Origin of the sequence: Mycobacterium colombiense, from assembly GCF_001665835.1 — a bacterium.
Taxonomy (GTDB): domain Bacteria; phylum Actinomycetota; class Actinomycetes; order Mycobacteriales; family Mycobacteriaceae; genus Mycobacterium; species Mycobacterium colombiense_A.
On record NZ_LZSX01000025.1, the window covers coordinates 206,210 to 221,988 of the forward strand.

General features: G+C 68.1%; 15 protein-coding genes. 8 read left to right on the forward strand and 7 right to left on the reverse strand.

What is annotated here, in order from left to right; genetic code table 11:
- Position 1: 1 nt before the first annotated feature.
- The 5 genes from A5760_RS05310 to A5760_RS05330 all read left to right on the forward strand — a co-directional run bounded on the left by A5760_RS05310 (position 2) and on the right by A5760_RS05330 (position 3,757).
- Positions 2-889, forward strand: coding sequence for an isocitrate lyase/PEP mutase family protein (locus A5760_RS05310; protein ID WP_064878359.1), 888 nt, complete (start codon positions 2-4; stop codon positions 887-889).
- Complete coding sequence (locus A5760_RS05315; RefSeq protein WP_064878361.1) at positions 880-2,127, forward strand: 3-isopropylmalate dehydratase large subunit; 1,248 nt, start codon at positions 880-882, stop codon at positions 2,125-2,127. The genes A5760_RS05310 and A5760_RS05315 overlap by 10 nt, the downstream gene beginning before the upstream one ends.
- On the forward strand, positions 2,124-2,684 hold the full coding sequence (locus tag A5760_RS05320; protein WP_064878363.1) for a 3-isopropylmalate dehydratase: 561 nt from the start codon (positions 2,124-2,126) through the stop codon (positions 2,682-2,684). Before A5760_RS05315 ends, A5760_RS05320 begins: the two co-directional genes overlap by 4 nt.
- Positions 2,681-3,229, forward strand: coding sequence for a YbhB/YbcL family Raf kinase inhibitor-like protein (locus A5760_RS05325; protein ID WP_064878365.1), 549 nt, complete (start codon positions 2,681-2,683; stop codon positions 3,227-3,229). Before A5760_RS05320 ends, A5760_RS05325 begins: the two co-directional genes overlap by 4 nt.
- Before the next feature lie 120 nt (positions 3,230-3,349).
- Positions 3,350-3,757 carry a hypothetical protein gene (locus tag A5760_RS05330; RefSeq protein WP_064878367.1) on the forward strand — a complete coding sequence of 136 codons (408 nt, stop codon included), beginning with the start codon at positions 3,350-3,352 and terminating at the stop codon, positions 3,755-3,757.
- 57 nt (positions 3,758-3,814) lie between these two features.
- Here A5760_RS05330 and A5760_RS05335 read toward each other — a convergent pair whose 3' ends face one another.
- Positions 3,815-5,857: an NAD(+) synthase gene (locus tag A5760_RS05335; RefSeq protein ID WP_064878369.1), complete on the reverse strand. Its 2,043-nt coding sequence runs from the start codon at positions 5,855-5,857 to the stop codon at positions 3,815-3,817.
- Between the two features lie 59 nt (positions 5,858-5,916).
- Between A5760_RS05335 and A5760_RS05340 the strand changes: the two genes are divergently transcribed.
- Complete coding sequence (locus A5760_RS05340) at positions 5,917-6,456, forward strand: cysteine hydrolase family protein (RefSeq protein ID WP_064878451.1); 540 nt, start codon at positions 5,917-5,919, stop codon at positions 6,454-6,456.
- A gap of 17 nt (positions 6,457-6,473) precedes the next feature.
- Positions 6,474-7,322 carry an SIR2 family NAD-dependent protein deacylase gene (locus A5760_RS05345; protein WP_064878371.1) on the forward strand — a complete coding sequence of 283 codons (849 nt, stop codon included), beginning with the start codon at positions 6,474-6,476 and terminating at the stop codon, positions 7,320-7,322.
- Here the strand turns inward: A5760_RS05345 and A5760_RS05350 are convergent.
- Positions 7,319-8,596: a cytochrome P450 gene (locus A5760_RS05350; protein ID WP_064878373.1), complete on the reverse strand. Its 1,278-nt coding sequence runs from the start codon at positions 8,594-8,596 to the stop codon at positions 7,319-7,321. The two genes, A5760_RS05345 and A5760_RS05350, sit on opposite strands and share 4 nt — an antisense overlap.
- Positions 8,597-8,699: 103 nt before the next feature.
- Here A5760_RS05350 and A5760_RS05355 point away from each other — a divergent pair, with 103 nt between their 5' ends.
- Positions 8,700-9,350: a TetR/AcrR family transcriptional regulator gene (locus tag A5760_RS05355; RefSeq protein WP_064878375.1), complete on the forward strand. Its 651-nt coding sequence runs from the start codon at positions 8,700-8,702 to the stop codon at positions 9,348-9,350.
- A 44-nt stretch (positions 9,351-9,394) separates the two neighbouring features.
- Here A5760_RS05355 and proB read toward each other — a convergent pair whose 3' ends face one another.
- The 5 genes from proB to A5760_RS05380 all read right to left on the reverse strand — a co-directional run bounded on the left by proB (position 9,395) and on the right by A5760_RS05380 (position 15,740).
- Positions 9,395-10,501 (reverse strand): glutamate 5-kinase, encoded by a 1,107-nt coding sequence (gene proB, locus A5760_RS05360; protein WP_064878453.1) that lies wholly within the window; start codon positions 10,499-10,501, stop codon positions 9,395-9,397.
- 44 nt (positions 10,502-10,545) lie between these two features.
- The gene (gene obgE / locus A5760_RS05365; protein WP_064878377.1) at positions 10,546-11,994 is read right to left on the reverse strand and encodes a GTPase ObgE; all 1,449 of its coding nucleotides are present in this window, start codon (positions 11,992-11,994) and stop codon (positions 10,546-10,548) included.
- 61 nt (positions 11,995-12,055) lie between these two features.
- Positions 12,056-12,322, reverse strand: coding sequence for a 50S ribosomal protein L27 (rpmA, locus tag A5760_RS05370; protein WP_008255217.1), 267 nt, complete (start codon positions 12,320-12,322; stop codon positions 12,056-12,058).
- A gap of 15 nt (positions 12,323-12,337) precedes the next feature.
- Positions 12,338-12,649, reverse strand: a complete 312-nt coding sequence (rplU, locus tag A5760_RS05375; RefSeq protein WP_007769829.1) for a 50S ribosomal protein L21 — start codon at positions 12,647-12,649, stop codon at positions 12,338-12,340.
- Positions 12,650-12,860: 211 nt separating this feature from the next.
- Positions 12,861-15,740, reverse strand: coding sequence for an Rne/Rng family ribonuclease (locus A5760_RS05380; protein WP_064878380.1), 2,880 nt, complete (start codon positions 15,738-15,740; stop codon positions 12,861-12,863).
- Between the last annotated feature and the right edge of the window lie 39 nt (positions 15,741-15,779).

Sequence of the window (15,779 nt, forward strand, 5' to 3'; positions counted from 1 at the left end):
GATGGCGACAACACCGGCCCGCACCCGGCTCAGAGCATTGCTGGACAAACGCGAACTCATCGTCGCGCCAGGCGTTTTCGATGGCCTCTCCGCGCACCTGACCAGGCGCACCGGGCATGTGGCCGCGTACATGACCGGCGCAGGTGTGGCGGCGTCGGGCTTTGGCTTGCCCGACATCGGCCTGGTCACCGCGACCGAGATGGCCGATCGGGTCGCGATGATCACCGGCGCGCTGGGTGACGTCCCGCTGATCGCCGACGCCGACACCGGCTACGGCGGACCGATGAACGTTGTGCGCACGGTTCGTTCCTACGACGCGGCCGGGGTCGCCGCCATCCAGCTGGAGGACCAGGTGTTCCCCAAGCGCTGCGGGCACCTGCCGGACAAGCAGGTCGTCGACGCGGCGGTGTTCGAACAGACGCTGGCGGCCGCACTGGACGCCAGATCCGATGACAACCTGCTGCTGGTGGCCCGCACCGACGCCCGCGCACCACTCGGTCTGGACGCGGCGATCGAGCGCGCCAACCGGTACGCGCAGGCGGGCGCCGACATCATCTTCGTGGAGGCGCCGCAGGACGTCGGCGAAATCGAGCGCATCGCACACGAAGTCGACGCTCCCCTGCTGATCAACCTGGTGCTCGGCGGCCTGACACCGCTGCAGTCGGCGTCACGACTGCAGGAATTGGGTTACGCGATCGCCATCCACCCCAGCAATCTGCTGATGCAGACGACGTTCGCCATGCTGCAAAGCCTCTGCGAACTCAACGGCACCGACCTCGCCGCCCAGCTACCCACCTCCCCGGTTGACTTCTTCAACCTGGTGGGCATGTCGGAATGGCGGGCGCTCGACGAGAAATACGCACACACCAAGGACCGCACATGGGCATGACCATCGTCGAAAAAATCTTCGCCCGCAAGGCCGGGCTGGACTCGGTGGCACCGGGTGACACCGTCGTGGTCGACGTCGACATGACCGTCCTGATCGACCTGCAGTTCGCCACCATGTGGATACAGCCCAACAGGATTCACGACCCCGACAAGCTCGCGGTGATCATGGATCACGCTGTGCCCGCCCCGACCATCAAGGATGCCGAGGGCGGCCGCCACGCCCGCAAATTCGTCGCCGACTTCGGCATCGAGCGCTTCTACGACGTCGGCCGGCACGGCATCTGCCATCAGGTGATCGCGGAAAACGGGCTGGCCCGCCCGGGAGAAGTGCTGGCCTGTACCGACTCTCACACCTGCGCGGCCGGCGCGTACAACACCGCCGCCCGCGGGCTGGGCCCCGCCGAGATCTATTCGATCATGTGCACCGGATCCACCTGGTTCCAGGTCGCGCCGACGATCCGCTACGAATTCCACGGCGCCAAACCGGAAGTGGTGAGCGGCAAGGACATTTTCCTGCACATCGCCAACGAGTACGGCGATGCGCCCAACCAGAACCTCGAGTTCGGCGGGCCCGGCCTGGCCGGCATCCCGATGCACGATAGGCGAACGATCGCGACGCAGGGCGCCGAGGTCTCGGCCGATTTCAGCACGTTCGAGCCCGACGACGTGTTGGCGTCGTTCCTCGGCGGACGCGGGACCGTCGGATTCGACGCCGTCACACCGGATTCCGACGCCGCCTACCGGGACATCCGGCGCATCGACCTGGCGGCGCTGGAACCCTACGTGGCGCGGCCGGGCACCGTCAGCCGTAACGGTTCGCCGGTATCGCAGCTGGGCAAACAGAAAATCGACCAGGCCTTCATCGGCTCCTGCGCCAACGGGCAACTCGAGGACCTGCAGATCGCCGCGCAGGTGTTGCGCGGCAAGACCGTCGCACCCGGCGTGCGACTGCTGGTGACGCCCGCCTCGCAGGCCGTGTACCGCGAGGCCATGCGGCGCGGCTACCTTCAGGACCTCGCCGACGCCGGCGCCGTCGTCACCAACTCCACCTGCGGAGCCTGTTTCGGCTACCACATGGGCGTGGTGGGCCCCGGCGAGGTGTGCATCACGGCCAGCACCCGCAACTTCACCGGGCGCATGGGCAGCACCGAGGCCGAGATCTACATGGCCTCCCCGGCCACCGTCGCCGCGTCCGCGGTCACCGGCTACATCAGCGACCCGAGGAGCGTGATCGAATGACGCTGCGTTTCAGCGGCAAAGTCTGGGTGTTCGGCGACAACCTGAACACCGACGCCATGTATCCGGCGTTCGCCATGAAGATGGAACCCGCCGAGGCCGCCAGGCACGTCTTCTACGAGGTGCGGCCGGGCTGGACCGACGAGGTGTCGCCGGGCGATATCGTGTTGGCCGGCAAGAACTTCGGGCTCGGCTCCTCGCGGCCCGTGGCGGCGTTGTTCGTCGAGCTCGGCGTCGCCGGCCTGGTCGCCGAGGAATTCAACTCGCTGTTCTTTCGCAACGCCGTGAACTCCGGGCTGCCGGCGATCACCGTCCCCGACGCCACCTCGGCGTTCAGCGACGGCGACACCGCAACGTTCGACCTGGTCGACGGCAGCTGGCGCAACGACACCACCGGCGCCTCCGGCACCGTCGCAAAACTGCCCGACCTGATCCTCGACATCATCGAGAGCGGCGGCGTATTGCCCCGCCTCGCCCGGCAGGACTACCTGCCCGGCGAATTGGGCGACCTGCTGCGCTCACCCGCGGTGGCGATGCGCGGCGCGGGCAGCGGCGCATGATCGAGCGGCTGGGCCGCCTGCTCCGCGGCGTGCGCGCGGGTGCCCACCGAAGTCCGCTCGCCGGTGGCGCATTCGCCGTCCCCACCAGCATCACGGTCACCAGCACCGCGTTCGGCGACGGCGGCGCCATGCCGGCGTCCAGCGCGGGCAAAGGCGTGGGTGACAACACGTCACCGCCGTTGCGCTGGGCGGGGCCACCGCCCGGCACGCGTCAGCTGGCGCTCCTCATCGACGACGTCGACGTCCCGCTCCCCCGCCCGCTCGTGCACACCGCCGCGGTGATCGAACCGCGCGTCGACGGCGTGGCCGCGGGCGCACTGCAACCGGGATGCGCGGGGATCCGCTTCCTGCGGGCCGACCTCGGTCACCACGGCTACGCCGGTCCACGACCGATTCCCGGCCACGGTCCACACCACTACCGCTTTCACGTGTTCGCGCTCGACGCCGCCCTCCCGGACACCGTGACCACCGCCAAGGGACTGCTGGCCGCGATGCGCGGGCACGTGCTCGCGCGGGGCACGCTGACCGGAACCTACGAGCGCTGAACGGACGAGATACCCGCTGACCTGCGGTTGGCAGTGTTTGGCAGCGCCTGGCGTCGATCTGGCAGTGGTTCGCGAGCAGCGTCGGTGGTGATCGCAGTCCGCCATCGAGAAAGGAACATCATGTCCGCAACCACGATTGACCGCACGGGCACCCGGGACGGCTTGCTTCGCCTTGCCATGCGCGCCGACGCCGCCATCAGCGGGCTGGTCGGCCTGGCCGGTATGCCGTTGGCCGGCTGGCTCGCCGACATCTCGGGCACCACGAAGGCGTTCGAATACGGCATGGGCGCGTTCTTGATCGCCTACGGCGTCGTCGTGTTCGGTTTGGCCACCCTGCCGTCGGTGCGGCGCGCCGGCCTGGCCGTCATCATCGCGAACGTGGCGTACACGGTGGCCGCAATCGTGCTGGTGCTCGCCGACGTCTTCCCGTTGACGTCGACCGGCGTGGTGTTGAACCTGGCCGCCGGCGTGGGCACGCTGGTGATCGCGGAAGTGCAGTACCAGGGCTGGCGCCGCGCGAAGGCCTGAGTCCCAACGCTCATAGGCCCGCTCGGTGCTGTCCGAGCGGGCCTATGAGTGCGCGGGCTAGTCCTCGGGGACCTCGCGGTCGATCTCGTCGAGCCAGATGCGCGCCGACATGTCGGACGGCGCGCGCCAATCCCCCCGCGGCGACAACGAACCACCGTGCGACACCTTGGGCCCATTGGGCAGGGCCGAACGCTTGAACTGGCTGAAGGAGTAGAACCGCTGCACAAAAACCTGCAGCCAGTGCCGAATCTCCTTCAGCGAGTAGGACGGCCGTTTGTTCTCGGGGAAACCGGGCGGCCAGATGCCCTGCTCGGGATCGCTCCACGCATGCCAGGCCAGGAAGGCGATCTTCGACGGCCGGAATCCGAAACGCAGCACGTGGAACAGCGAAAAGTCTTGCAGCGCAAACGGGCCCACTTTCGCCTCGCTGCTCTGCAGCTCCTCCTCCTCGCCGCTGGGAACCAGCTCGGGGGTGATCTCGGTGTCGAGCACCGACTGCAGCACCTCGCCGACCTCCGGCTCGAACTGTTCCGACGAGATCACCCAGCGGATCAGGTGCTGGATCAGCGTTTTGGGCACGCCGCCGTTGACGTTGTAGTGCGACATCTGGTCGCCGACACCGTATGTCGACCAGCCCAGCCCGAGCTCGGACAGGTCGCCGGTGCCCAGCACGATGCCGCCGCGCTGGTTGGCCAGCCGGAACAGGTAGTCGGTGCGCAGACCGGCCTGGACGTTTTCGAAGGTGACGTCGTACACCTTCTCGCCCCGGCCGAATGGGTGGTCCATCTCCTTGAGCATCAGCCCCGCGGTCTCGCGGATGTCGATCTCGGAGAACGTCACCCCCAGCGTGCGGCACAGTTCGGCCGCGTTGCGTTTGGTGTGGTCCCCAGTCGCGAAGCCGGGCAGCGTGAACGCCAGAATGTCACTGCGCGGCCGTTGTTCGCGATCCATCGCGCGGGCGGCGACGATCAGGGCGTGCGTCGAGTCCAGTCCGCCGGATATCCCGATGATGATTTTCGGGAAATCCAGTGCGCGCAGCCGCTGTTCGAGACCGGCGACCTGGATGTTGTAGCCCTCGAAGCAATCCTGTTCCAGCCGTTGCGGATCGGCGGGAACGAAGGGAAAACGCTCGACCTCGCGCCGCAGCCCGATGTCGCCCCCCGGGGGGTCCAGCCGGAACTCGATGCGCCGGTAGCTGTCCGTCGTCGTCCGGTGGTGACGCCGGTTGTCGTCGAAGGTGCCCATCCGGAGCCGTTCCGAGCGAAGCAATTCGATGTCGATGTCGGCGACGCTGAGTCGCTCGCCTTTGGGGAATCGTTCGGACTGGGCCAGCATCACGCCGTTCTCGAACACCATGGTCTGACCGTCCCAGGCCAGGTCGGTCGTCGATTCACCTTCCCCGGCAGCCGAATACACGTAGCCGGCCAGGCAACGTGACGAGGCCGAACGAGCCAGCAGGCAGCGGTCCTCGGCGCGGCCGATCGTGATCGGACTGCCGGACAGGTTGGCCAGCACCGTCGCACCCGCCAGCGCGGCCTCGGCGCTGGGCGGGATCGGCACGAACATGTCCTCACAGATTTCCACGTGCAGCACCAGCCCGGGTACGTCGGAAGCCTCGAAGAGCAGGTCGGGACCGAACGGCACCTCGGCGCCGGCGACGCGGATGGTGCCGCGCTCGTCGTCTCCGGGTGCGATCTGGCGGCGTTCGTAGAACTCCCGATAGGTGGGCAGGTACGACTTCGGCGCGACCCCGAGCACCGCGCCGCGGTGGATGATCACGGCGGCGTTGTAGATCCGGTGCCGATGTCGCAGCGGGGCCCCGACGACCAGGACCGGCAGCAATTCGACCGACGCCGCGACGATCTCCGCGACGGCCTTCTCGACATCGTCGAGCAGCAGGTCCTGCAGCACGATGTCTTCGATGGAGTACCCGGACAGCGTCATTTCCGGGAAGACGGCCAGCGCGACGGCATCGTCGTGGCACTCCCTGGCCATCCGCAGAACCGATTCGGCATTCGCGGCCGGGTCACCGATGACCGTGTGGTGGGTGCATGCGGCGACGCGGGCGAAGCCCTGGCTGTAAGCGTTGTAAAAGTCCATCGCCCTTCCATTGTCGTCCCATGCGTGTCAACCGGTGGCCGCCGGGTATCCCGGACGGCATGAGTGACACCGCTGTCCTAGTGGTCGACATGATGAACACGTATCAGCATCCCGACGCTGAAAATCTAATACCCAATGTCGAGAAGATCATTGAGCCTTTGACCGATTTGGTTCGGCGGGCACGTGAAGCCGATGACGTCGACCTGGTCTATGTCAACGACAATTACGGCGACTTCACCGCGGAGTTCTCCGACATCGTCCGCGCCGCGTGCGACGGGGCCCGGCTCGATCTGGTCAAGCCGATCCTGCCGACCGAGGAGTGCCGCGTGATGACGAAGGTCCGGCACAGCGCGTTTTATGCGACGGCGCTGGCGTATCTGCTCAACCGGCTGGAAACCAAGCGGCTGATCATCACCGGTCAGGTCACCGAGCAATGCATCCTCTACACGGCGCTGGATGCGTACGTCCGGCACTTCTCGGTCGTGATCCCGACCGATGCCGTCGCACACATCGACCCCGACCTGGGAGAGGCGGCGTGCAAGATGATGAAGCAGAATATGTCCGCCGAACTCACGACGGCGGCCGACTGCCTGGGCTGATCCGTACTCTGGATGAGGTGACCGTCGGCCGCGCAGAATCGCCTGAACTGGTCACGCTGCTGGCCGGTCGCCGGATCGCGGTGCTGACGGGTGCGGGCATCTCCACCGATTCGGGCATTCCCGACTACCGCGGGCCGGACTCACCACCGAGCAATCCCATGACGATCCGCCAGTTCACCAGCGATCCGGCGTTTCGGCGGCGATACTGGGCACGCAACCACGTCGGCTGGCGGCACATGGACGACACGATGCCCAACGCCGGCCACCGGGCACTCGCCGCGCTCGAGGACGCGTCGGTGGTCACCGGCGTGATCACCCAGAACGTCGACCTGCTGCACACCAAGGCCGGCAGCCACAATGTCATCAACCTGCACGGCACCTACGCTCAGGTGATCTGTCTGGACTGTGGGTCCACCATGACGCGGGCCGCATTGGGCGAGCGGCTGGAGGCACTCAACCCCGGCTTCATCGAGCGCGCCGAAGCGATCGGTGGACTGGCGGTGGCTCCCGACGCCGACGCGGTCGTCGCCGATACCGCGTCGTTCCGCTACCTGGATTGCGAGCGCTGCGGCGGCATGCTCAAGCCGGACATCGTCTATTTCGGCGAAAACGTTCGCAACGACGTTGTGGCGGAAGCTTATGGGTGGGTCGAGCGGGCCGACTCGCTGCTGGTCGCGGGCTCGTCGCTGACGGTGTTCTCCGGGTACCGGTTTGTGCGGCACGCCGCCGCGCTGGGCATTCCGATCGCGATCATCAATCGCGGCGCCACCCGCGGCGACGACCTGGCCACCGTCAAGGTCGAGGGCGGGTGCTCGGAGTTGCTCGCGCTGCTGGCCGACGAGTTAGCGCCCCTGGCAACGCATTAGAAGGTACACGGCATGCTGCGGATGGCGTGCACGAAGTTGCCCGCCAGGTAGGCGGGCTCACCCGCGCGGATGTCGGGCAGCCGACGGAACAGCTCGCCGAAGATGGCCCGCAGCTGCGCGCGGGCCACGTGCGCACCGAGGCAGAAGTGCAGCCCGCCACCGCCGAAGCCGACGTGCGGATTCGGGTCGCGGCTCAGGTTCAGGCGTTCCGGGTGGTCGAAGGCCTCGGCGTCCCAGTTGCCGGACGGATAGAACATGACCACCTTCTCACCCGCCAGGATGGTCTGACCGCCCAGCTCGACATCCGTTGCGGCGGTGCGGCGGAAGGTCATGACCGGCGTCGCCCAGCGGATGAACTCCTCGATGGCGGTGCCGATGCGGTTGTCGAAATCCTCGAGCAGCCAAGCCTTTTGGTCGGGGAAGTCGGTGAGGGCGCGCAGCGTGTGGCTGATGGTCTGCCTTGTGGTGTCGTTGCCCGCCACCGAGAGCAGCACGAAGAACGCCGCCACCTCCCCGTCTTCCAGTCGGTCGCCGTCCACCTCGGCGGTGACCAGGCTGCTGATCAGGTCGTCGCCGGGGTGCTCGCGACGTTCCGTGGCCAGGGCGCCGACGACCTGGTGCAGATATAGCTGGTTTTCCACCAGCACTTCCATCGCCGGGCGCCCGTCGAGGAATTCCGGGTCGGCCCAGGAGACCAGGGCGTCGGTGGCGTGCGCCATGCGCTCACGCTCGGATTCGGGGATCCCCATCATGTCCGACAGGGTGCGGATGGGCAGTTCCTTGGCGCAGTGGTCGACGAAATCCGCACCGCTGCCGGCGGCATGCAGTTCTTCGACGATGGTCTTGGCGTTGGCCTTGATCGAGTCCTCGATGCGGCGGACCTGCCGGGGGCTGAGCGCGGCGTGAGCGAGCTTGCGCACCTTGGTGTGTCGCGGTGGGTCCATCGCCAGGAATGACTGCGACGCCTCGAGCAGCTCCACCGGAATGCTCTCGAACATCACGCCCTGGCCGGACAGGAAGACGTCGTTGTTGCGGCTGACCGCGACGATGTCGGAGCGCCGGGTGACCGCCCAGAATCCGGGATCGGTGGGATCGGGCATCAGCGAGTCTTCGACCGGCGGATGCCAGCTCACCGGGCGCTCGGCGCGCAGCACGGCGAAGGAGCGTTCCCGATCCACCGCGGTGGTGGACCAGAACGCGCGCGAGGACAGATCGATCTCGTCGTAGGCACGACCGGACTTGTCGGTCCCGGACTTACCCGTCAGCACGGCCATGGTGGTCCTCCGTCTCGTATGACCCCGGTCACAAACTCCCCGCGACGATATGCCTAGACAGTGTGTCTAGTCAATATGTCGATTACTCGGCTATGCTCGGCGCATGCCGTCGCTCACCCGCAAGCCGCAGGGCCACCGGAGCCTGGGGCGCGAGCAGCGGCGCGAGCAAATGGAGCGCCGCCTGCTGGACGCCACCGAGCGGCTGATGCGCGACGGTGCGAGCTTCACCGAACTGAGCGTGGATCGGCTCTCCGGCGAGGCCGGCATCTCCCGGGCCAGCTTCTACATCTACTTCGAGGACAAGGGCCATCTGCTGCGCCGCCTCGCGGGCCAGGTGTTCGGCGATCTGACCGACGGCGCGCGGAGTTGGTGGAGCGTGGCCGGGCGGCATGACCCGGACGACGTGCGCAGCGCGATGAGCCGCATCATCGCCACCTACCGGCGCCACCAGGCGGTGCTGGTCGCGCTCAACGAGATGGCCGCGTATGACCCGCTGACGGCGGAAACGTATCGCGAACTGCTGACCGGCATCTCCGAGCAGCTCACCCACGTCATCGAGGCCGGCCAGGCCGACGGTTCGATCCGCCCCGCGCTGGCGCCGCTGACCACCGCCAGCGCGCTGACCTGGATGGTCGAACGGGCCTGCCAGCAGAACCTGCCGGCGAAGCCGCCCGACTACGATGCTGAGCTGGCCGCGACCCTGGCCGAAATCGTCTGGGGCGCACTGTATCTCAAGCCAACCTCAGAGCGCTGACCTTGATCCTCAGAGCCTTGTTCACCCGCGTCGGCGAAAGCGCTTCACACCGCCACCAGGTCGTCGGCGTGCACCGCGGGCCGGCGCAACTCGCCCGGCAGCTCAGAGGTTGAGCGGCCCATCATGGCGGTCAGTTCGGTCGCGTCATAGGCGACCACACCGCGAGCCACCATCACCGCGTCCGGGTCGCGCAATTCGACGACGTCGCCGGCGTAGAACCGCCCGGCCACCGCGGTGATCCCGGCGGGCAGCAGCGAACGACGCTGCCGCACCACCGCGCGCACCGCACCCTCGTCCAGAGTCAGCTCGCCGGCCGCCTCAGCGGCGTAACGCACCCAGAACCGGCGTGCAGACATTCGTACCGGGCGTGCGGCGAACACCGTGCCGACCGAGGCGTCGGTGAGCGCGGTCGCGGCGTCGTCCGCTGCGGCCAATAACACCGGCACACCGGCGTCCGCGGCCAGCAGCGCCGACGACATCTTCGAGGTCATCCCACCGGTACCCAAATGGCTTCCGGGCCCGGCGATTACACCGATCAGGTCCGCTGAGCCCGACACCTCCGAGATGAACCTGGCGCCGTCGGTCTTTCGCGGATCCGAGTCGTAGAGCCCGTCGATGTCGGACAGCAACACCAACGCCTCGGCGCCGACCAGGTGGGCCACGAGCGCCGAGAGCCGGTCGTTGTCACCGAACCGGATCTCGTTGGTGGCCACGGTGTCGTTCTCATTGACGATCGCCACCGCGTGCAGTGCGCGCAGCCGATCCAGCGTGCGCTGGGCGTTGGTGTGCTGGGCCCGCATCGAGATGTCGTGCGCGCTCAGCAGCACCTGCCCGACCGTGCGGCCATAGCGGGCGAACGCGGCGCTCCACGAATTCACCAGCGCCACCTGGCCGACGCTGGCCGCGGCCTGCTTAGTCGCCAAATCCCTTGGGCGACGGGATAATCCGAGTGGCTCGATGCCGGCGGCGATGGCTCCCGACGACACGATGACGACGTCGGTGCCCGCCTTCATCCGCGCCTCGATCGCGTCGACGAGTCCGGCCAGCCGGCTGGCGTCGAACACCCCCGCCGGTGTGGTCAGCGCGTTGGTCCCCACCTTGACGACCAGGCTGCGCGCAGTGCGGATGACGTCGCGGTGGGCGCTTACGATGCGCCGCTCTCCCCCATCGCTTCGCTCCGCATCGTCACCGGCGCTCACGACTCGTCACCGTGTTCGCGGCGCTGCCGCCGGGCGGCCTTGCGGTCCGCGGCGCCGACGCGGTCGGTGCGCTCCAACCGCGCGTCGGTTCCGCGTCCCGACAGCGCAACCTGTTGTCCGGCAGGCGTTTGCGGCTCCCAATCGAACGTCATGTCCCCGATGGTCACTTGGCAACCCGGTCGCGCCCCCAGCCGCAGCAATTCCTCTTCGACACCGAGGCGCGCCAACCGGTCGGCGAGGTACCCGACGGCCTCGTCGTTGTCGAAGTTGGTCTGATGGATCCACCGCTCGGGGCGCGCGCCGCTGACCACGAAGGCGCCCGGCTGCTGCGGATCCGGCTCGACGCTGAAACCGCTGTCGTCAACGGGAACCGGACGGATCACCGGACGGCGCGGCACGATCTCCGGCTGGGCGGCCTGGTACTCCGAGATCATCTTCCACAATCCGAAGATCAACGGCTGCAAGCCGTCTCGCGCGACCGCCGACACCAAAAACACCGGCCAGCCGCGCTCGGCGATCTCGTCACGGACGAATTCGGCGAGCTCGCGCGCCTCGGGCACGTCGATCTTGTTGAGTACCACCGCGCGGGGTCGCTCGGCCAGATCACCCAACGTCGCATCCCCCTGCAGGGTGGGCGTATACGCGGCGAGTTCGGCCTCCAGCGCGTCGATGTCGGAGATCGGGTCACGGCCGGGTTCCGCGGTGGCGCAGTCGACGACGTGCACCAGCACCGCGCATCTTTCGATGTGCCGGAGGAAGTCCAGCCCCAGGCCGCGGCCCTCGGACGCGCCCGGTATCAGGCCGGGCACGTCGGCGACGGTGAAGGTGTGCTCCCCCGCCGACACCACGCCGAGGTTGGGAACCAGCGTGGTGAACGGGTAGTCGGCGATCTTGGGCTTGGCCGCCGAGATCGTCGACACCAGCGACGATTTGCCGGCCGAGGGAAAACCGATCAGGCCGGCATCGGCGACGGTCTTGAGTTCCAGGGTCAGGTCGCGGGTCTGGCCCTGTTCGCCCAGCAGCGCGAAGCCGGGAGCCTTGCGCGCCCGCGACGCGAGAGCGGCGTTGCCCAGCCCGCCGCGCCCACCCGCGGCGGCTTCAAAGCGGGTGCCCGCGCCGACCAGGTCGGCCAGCAGCCGACCGTTCTCGTCGAGGACGACGGTGCCGTCGGGCACCTTGACTTCCAGGTCGGCTCCGGCGGCGCCGTCCCGATTGTTGCCCATCCCCTGCTTGCCCGAGGGCGCGGTGACGTGCGGATGGAAATGGAAGTCGAGCAGGGTGTGCACCTGCGGATCGACGACGAAGACAATGCTGCCGCCGCGTCCGCCGTTGCCACCGTCGGGGCCGCCGAGCGGCTTGAATTTCTCGCGATGGACCGAGGCGCAGCCGTTACCCCCGGCACCGGCGCGCGCATGGATGACGACGCGGTCGACGAACCGAGGCATCGTGAATCCTCTCACCTACCACCGGGCGCCGAAATCACCGGGCTGGGCCCGGAAACACGGGTCAGTCGGTGGCTTGTCCGGCCGCGACGATGTTGACGGTCTTGCGGCCGCGCTTGATGCCGAACTCCACGGCGCCGGCCTCCTTGGCGAACAACGTGTCGTCCCCGCCGCGCCCAACACCCACGCCCGGGTGGAACTTGGTGCCGCGCTGCCGAACGATGATCTCGCCCGCCTTGACGACCTGGCCGCCGAATCGCTTCACGCCCAGCCGCTGTGCGGCGGAATCGCGACCGTTGCGCGAGCTGGAAGCGCCCTTCTTGTGTGCCATGTTCTGTCGCCTTCGCTACTTGATTCCGGTGACCTTCAGGACCGTCAGCTGCTGACGGTGCCCCTGACGCTTGTGGTAGCCGGTCTTGTTCCTGAACTTGTGGATACGGATCTTGGGGCCCTTGGTGTGCTCTAGCACCTCGCCGGTCACCGCGACCTTGGCCAGCGCGGCCGCGTCGGTGGTCACCTTGGCGCCGTCCACCACCAGGGCGACCGGCAGCGACACGTTCGAGCCGGGCTCGGATTCGAGCTTCTCGACCTTGACCACGTCCCCGACGGCGACCTTGTACTGCTTGCCGCCCGTCTTCACGATTGCGTAGGTCGCCATCGTCGCTCTGCTCCTTCTGCTAGCCGCTGCTCTGCGCGTCGCGCGCGAACCAGCCGCGGTGCGCGTGGTGGGTCTGGGTTGCGGGTCTGCGCCGATTCCCCGGGAGTCCCGCTGCCGCCGGCCAAAGTTTAGCCGCCGGCCTGACGACAACTGTCCAAGGGTACGTGACCAGCGGCTACAGGGTCAAACCGGACATGTCCGGTCAGCCAGGTCAGTCCGCGTGGATCGGCGGTCCGGCCGGCCTACCCGCAGCGCGTCGGCGCCTGGGGCGTCCCGAGCCGGCCTGGCCGGCCCGAGCGGAGGCCTGCCCGGCGTCGGTGTCGTCCGAATCGTCGTCCTCGGTGTCCAGATCGTCGTCGTCGAGCTCGAGGTCCTCGTCATCGTCGCCGAGGTCCTCTTCATCGTCGATGTCGTCGTCATCGTCGTCATCGTCATCGTCATCGTCATCGTCGTCGAGGTCGTCGTCATCGTCCGAATCGTCGTCGTCATCCGTGTCGTCGTCGTCCTCGTCCGAATCGTCGTCCGAGTCCTCGTCGTCGGTGTCGTCGAAGTCCTCTTGGTCGGTGTCCGCGACGCCGCCGGCGCGTCCCGCCTGCTCCTGGTCGAGCTCGTCGGTGGTTTCTTCGGTGGTCTCGTCGGACTCGTCGTCCTCGGACTGCGTGGAGGAGCCGGCGGCCATCGCCTTGAACATCGGGTGCTCGCCGGGGGCGTGGGTGGGCACCTTGGCCACCACCTGCTCTTCGGCTTTGTTCTTCTTGCGCCTGCCCCGGCGGCCGCCCCCACCGGATTCGGATTTGCGCCCGTTCGACGGGGCCGAATCCACCGGGTCGGTGTGCAGCAGGATGCCACGCCCACCACAGTTCGAGCACGACGTCGAGAAGGCTTCGATGAGGCCGGTGCCCAACCGCTTGCGGGTCAGCTGGACCAAACCGAGCGATGTCACCTCGGACACCTGATGGCGGGTGCGGTCGCGGGCCAGCGCCTCGGTCAGCCGCCGGAGCACCAGATCGCGGTTGGACTCCAGCACCATGTCGATGAAGTCGATGACCACGATGCCGCCGATGTCGCGCAGCCGCAGCTGGCGCACGATCTCCTCGGCCGCCTCCAGGTTGTTCTTGGTGACCGTCTGCTCGAGGTTGCCCCCGGACCCGGTGAACTTGCCGGTGTTGACGTCGACCACCGTCATGGCCTCGGTCCGGTCGATCACCAGCGTGCCGCCCGACGGCAGCCACACCTTGCGCTCCATCGCCTTGGCCAGCTGCTCGTCGATGCGGTGCACCGCGAACACGTCCGGCCCGGCCTGCCCTTCCGGCCCGGCGGGCGCCTCGTACTTGGTCAGCTTCGAAACCAGGTCGGGGGCAACGGAATTCACGTAGTCGTTGATCGTGGTCCAGGCCTCGTCACCGGAGACGATGAGGCCGGCGAAGTCCTCGTTGAACAGGTCGCGGATCACCTTGACCAGCACGTCGGGCTCTTCGTAGAGGGCCACCGCGGCGCCGGCGGCCTTCTCCTTGATCTCGATCGCCTTGGCCTCGATCTGCTTCCAGCGCTCCTGCAGGCGGGTGACGTCGCTGCGAATGTCCTCTTCCTTGACGCCCTCGGACGCGGTCCGGATGATCACCCCGGCGTCGGACGGCACCACTTCACGCAGGATCTCTTTGAGCCGCTGGCGCTCGGTGTCGGGCAGCTTGCGGCTGATCCCGGTCGACGACGCCCCCGGCACGTAGACCAGGTAGCGGCCCGCCAGCGAAACCTGCGTGGTGAGCCGCGCGCCCTTGTGCCCGACCGGGTCCTTGCTGACCTGGACGACGACGTAGTCGCCGGGTTTGAGCGCTTGTTCGATCTTGCGGTCGGACCCGCCGAGCCCCGCGGCTTCCCAGTTGACCTCGCCGGCGTAGAGCACACCGTTGCGGCCGCGGCCGATGTCGACGAATGCCGCTTCCATAGATGGCAGCACGTTCTGCACGATGCCCAGGTAGATGTTGCCCACCAGGGAGGCCGACGCGGCCGACGTGACGAAGTGCTCGACGACGATGCCGTCCTCGAGCACCGCGATCTGGGTGTAGCGCGACCCCTGATGCGGCTGCTCGGTGCGGACCCGGTCGCGCACGACCATCATCCGCTCGACGGCCTCGCGGCGGGCCAGGAATTCGGCCTCGGTCAGCACCGGGGGGCGGCGCCGCCCGGCGTCGCGGCCGTCCCGGCGCCGCTGCCGCTTGGCTTCCAGCCGAGTGGAGCCGTTGATGCCCTTGATCTCGTTGTTCGACCCGCCGGAATCATCTCCGCCGCCCTTGCCGCTACGGGGCGCCCGCTCGTGCACCACCGTGTTGGGCGGGTCGTCCGGCGATGAGCTCTCGTCGTTGTCGTCGCCCGATCCGGATTTGCGCCGTCGGCGCCGGCGGCGACGGCGGTTGCCGCCGTCTCCCGAACCGTCGTCACCGTTGTCGGAATCGTCGGAGTCGTCGGAATCGTCGGAATCTTGACCGTCGGAGTCCTCGGAGTCGGCCTGACCGCCCTTCTTGCCCCGCGGTTGCCCCTCGTCGTCGTCACCGTCGTCCTGGCCGTCGGATCCGCCCTGCTCACCGCGCCCGCGGCCACGGCCGCGACGGCCGCGGCGGCGCCGCCGGTTCGACGGCCGGTCGGACTGCTCGTCGTCGTCGCTGTCGGAATCGTCGGAGTCGGCGCCGTCGTCGGTGCCGGCGTCCTCCTCGAGGGCATCGATCGGCTGCGGCGCGACGAACAGCGGCATGTAATGCGGCCGCTCCGCGGCGTTGTCCGGGGTCTCGAGCAGCAACCGGGATTCGGGTTCGTCGGCCTCGGCGCCGCCGGCCGCCGGTGCGCTGTCCGCGTCCTCCGCGCTCACCGGGGGCTGCGCGGACGCCAGCAGGTCGCGCACCCGGACCGCGTCATCGCGGTCCACGGTGGAATGTGCGCTGCGGATTCGCCCGTCCAGCTCGCTCAGTGCGTCCAGCACCCGCTTGCTGGTGGTTCCCAGCGTTCGGGCCAGCGAATGAACTCTTAAGCGGTCCGGCAGTTCCCCGGGCCGAGTCGATTCTTCTGATGGGTCTGCAGTCGGTGCACCGTCTACCACGTATTCTCCTCAAGCCCCCGGGCGCGTCTGTTGCGACGC

Coding starts and splice junctions, on each gene's coding strand:
- A5760_RS05310 (WP_064878359.1), top strand. CDS start 2: ATGGCGACAACACCGGCCCGCACCCGGCTCAGAGCATTGCTGGACAAA.
- A5760_RS05315 (WP_064878361.1), top strand. CDS start 880: ATGGGCATGACCATCGTCGAAAAAATCTTCGCCCGCAAGGCCGGGCTG.
- A5760_RS05320 (WP_064878363.1), top strand. CDS start 2,124: ATGACGCTGCGTTTCAGCGGCAAAGTCTGGGTGTTCGGCGACAACCTG.
- A5760_RS05325 (WP_064878365.1), top strand. CDS start 2,681: ATGATCGAGCGGCTGGGCCGCCTGCTCCGCGGCGTGCGCGCGGGTGCC.
- A5760_RS05330 (WP_064878367.1), top strand. CDS start 3,350: ATGTCCGCAACCACGATTGACCGCACGGGCACCCGGGACGGCTTGCTT.
- A5760_RS05335 (WP_064878369.1), bottom strand. CDS start 5,857: ATGGACTTTTACAACGCTTACAGCCAGGGCTTCGCCCGCGTCGCCGCA.
- A5760_RS05340 (WP_064878451.1), top strand. CDS start 5,917: ATGAGTGACACCGCTGTCCTAGTGGTCGACATGATGAACACGTATCAG.
- A5760_RS05350 (WP_064878373.1), bottom strand. CDS start 8,596: ATGGCCGTGCTGACGGGTAAGTCCGGGACCGACAAGTCCGGTCGTGCC.
- A5760_RS05355 (WP_064878375.1), top strand. CDS start 8,700: ATGCCGTCGCTCACCCGCAAGCCGCAGGGCCACCGGAGCCTGGGGCGC.
- obgE (WP_064878377.1), bottom strand. CDS start 11,994: ATGCCTCGGTTCGTCGACCGCGTCGTCATCCATGCGCGCGCCGGTGCC.
- rpmA (WP_008255217.1), bottom strand. CDS start 12,322: ATGGCACACAAGAAGGGCGCTTCCAGCTCGCGCAACGGTCGCGATTCC.
- rplU (WP_007769829.1), bottom strand. CDS start 12,649: ATGGCGACCTACGCAATCGTGAAGACGGGCGGCAAGCAGTACAAGGTC.